At 63.8% G+C, this 2,602-nt stretch carries 2 protein-coding genes; one reads left to right on the plus strand and one right to left on the minus strand.

Going from position 1 to position 2,602, the window contains the following annotated elements:
- Nucleotides 1-347 precede the first annotated feature (347 nt).
- Complete coding sequence (locus tag ABSG20_RS34330; RefSeq protein ID WP_423868872.1) at nucleotides 348-1,427, minus strand: tartrate dehydrogenase; 1,080 nt, start codon at nucleotides 1,425-1,427, stop codon at nucleotides 348-350.
- Between the two features lie 159 nt (nucleotides 1,428-1,586).
- On the opposite strand from ABSG20_RS34330, the gene ABSG20_RS34335 reads away from it, so the two are divergent.
- Nucleotides 1,587-2,363, plus strand: coding sequence for an SDR family oxidoreductase (locus tag ABSG20_RS34335; protein ID WP_423868873.1), 777 nt, complete (start codon nucleotides 1,587-1,589; stop codon nucleotides 2,361-2,363).
- Nucleotides 2,364-2,602 lie beyond the last annotated feature (239 nt).

The raw sequence follows: 2,602 nt of genomic DNA on the forward strand, positions 1-2,602 counted from the left end.
TTCGGTGGTCCCGCTTCCGGCCTATGGTCGGCGAAATCGATACATTTGCGCCCGCGGAGAGATCACCCCACCCCGCTCGCTGCGCGAGCGACCCTCCCCCTCCAGGGGAGGGTAGAAGTGCCGTGCATGGCTGAACTGCCCCGCGCAACATCTCCCAATTTTCTCCCAGCGTGGTGCACGCGCAGCGCGCTGGCTGTCTCCCCCGCGAAGAGCGGGAGAGGGAGCGAGAGGCCAGTGCTCGTGGCCTGAAAATGATAGGTTTCATGGAATCGATCCGCTAGCTTGAACGGTGGCCACGCGTTCGCGCGCCCGATGACTTTGCCCACCCTACGATGGCTCCAACATCGTTATTCCACCATCTCGGCCACCGCCTTGCCGCAGGCGACCGTGTCGGCGTTGCCACCGAGATCGCGGGTGCGCAGCGTGCGTTCACCGAGCGTGCGCTCGATCGCGGCCACGATCGAGGCGGCGGCTTGCTTCTCGCCGAGATGCTCCAGCATCATGGCGCCGGACCAGATCATGCCGATCGGGTTGGCGATGCCCTGGCCCGCGATATCGGGCGCCGAGCCGTGTACCGGCTCGAACACCGAGGGGAAATTTCGTTCCGGATTGATGTTGCCGGAGGGCGCGATGCCGATGGTGCCGGTGCAGGCCGGGCCGAGGTCGGAGAGAATGTCGCCGAACAGATTGGAGCCGACCACGACGTCGAACCAGTCCGGATGCAGGACGAAATTCGCGGTGAGAATGTCGATGTGGTATTTGTCCCATTTTACCCTGGGATAGTTTTTCGCCATCGCCTCCACGCGCTCGTCCCAATAGGGCATGGTGATCGAGATGCCGTTCGACTTGGTCGCCGAGGTCAGATGTTTTTTCGGCCGCGATTGCGCCAGTTCGAACGCGAATTTCAGGATGCGGTCGACGCCGATCCGGGTCATGACGGTCTCTTGGGTGACGAATTCACGCTCGGTATCCGGGAACATCCGCCCGCCCACCGAGGAGTATTCGCCTTCGGTGTTTTCGCGCACCACCCAGAAATCGATGTCGCCGGGCTTGCGGCCGGCGAGCGGCGACGGCACCCCCGGCATCAGCCGCACCGGCCGAAGATTGGCGTACTGGTCGAACTCCCTGCGAAATTTTATCAGCGATCCCCACAACGAAATGTGATCCGGGATTTTCGCCGGCCAGCCGACGGCGCCGAAATAGATCGCATCGTGCTGGCCGATCTGCGCCTTCCAATCCCCGGGCATCATCTCGCCGTGCTTTTGGTAATAGTCCCAGCAGGCGAAATCGAAATGATCGAAATGCAGGCTGACGCCGTGCTTTTTCGCCGCCTGCTCCAGCACCCGCAGGCCCTCCGGCACCACTTCCTTGCCTATGCCGTCGCCGGGAATGACCGCGATCCGATATTGCTCTTTCTGGCTGCTCATCGAGAGATTCCTTGTGCCTTGCCGCGCCAGTAGCGCCCTTTCTCCAATCGGGTTGCAATGGACCAAACCCGGCCCGGGCGCAACGCTGCACTGCAATGTTGACCATCGCGGCGGCTGGCCCGACACTTGAATCCCACCTCTCCCGAAGCGAGTACCCCCATGGACCTCCATCTGCGCGGCAAGCGCGTCCTGATCACCGGCGCCTCCAAGGGCATCGGTGCCGCCGCCGCCGAAGCCTTTGCCGAAGAAGGCGCTCACCTCAGGCTGGCGGCCCGTAGCGGCGATCAGCTGAAGGCGCTCGCCGAACGGCTGCGCTCCGCCCATCAGATCGACGCCACGGCTGAGATCGTCGATCTGCGCAATCCCGCGGACCTCGCCCGGCTCGCCAAGGATGCCGCCGATATCGACATTCTCGTCAACAATGCCGGCGATATCCCGGGCGGCTCGATCGACCTCATCGACGAAGTCACCTGGCGCCACGCCTGGGACCTCAAAGTGTTCGGCTACATCAACCTCACCCGCGCGATCTATGCCCAGATGAAGGCCCGCGGCCACGGCGTCATCGTCAACGACATCGGCGCCGCCGGCGAGAAGTTCGACGCCAATTATATCTGCGGCAGCGCCGGCAATGCGGCGCTGATGGCTTTTACCCGCGCGCTCGGCTCAAAGAGCCTTGCCGACAACATCCGAGTGGTCGGCATCAATCCCGGCCCGGTCGGCACCGACCGCCACGTCACGCTCTTGAAAACCCGCGCCAAGCACCAGTTCGGCGACGAAAACCGCTACAAGGAATTGCAGAAAGGCCTGCCGCTCGGCCGTCCGGCGCACCCCCGCGAGATCGGCGACCTGATGGCCTTCCTCGCCTCCGACCGATCAGGCTACACGTCAGGGGTGATCTACACGGTGGATGGCGGGATCAGCGCGGGCTGGGGGTAGGTAGGTGCGACCAGTGGAATCGGTTCCATGAAAGCTATCATTTCAGGCCACGAGCATTGGCCTCTCGCTCCCTCTCCCGCTCTTCGCGGGGGAGGGTGGGGTGGGGGCGCGGCATCGGCGGTGTTAGTAACGTATGCGGCCGCGATAGCCGAACGATGGATTGTCGCCCGGAGCTTCCCCCACCCCGACCCTCCCCCGCGAAGAGCGGGAGAGGGAGCGCAGCATCGCAAGCGTCGATA

Origin of the sequence: Bradyrhizobium sp. (assembly GCF_049512235.1) — a bacterium.
Classification (GTDB): Bacteria; Pseudomonadota; Alphaproteobacteria; order Rhizobiales; family Xanthobacteraceae; genus Bradyrhizobium.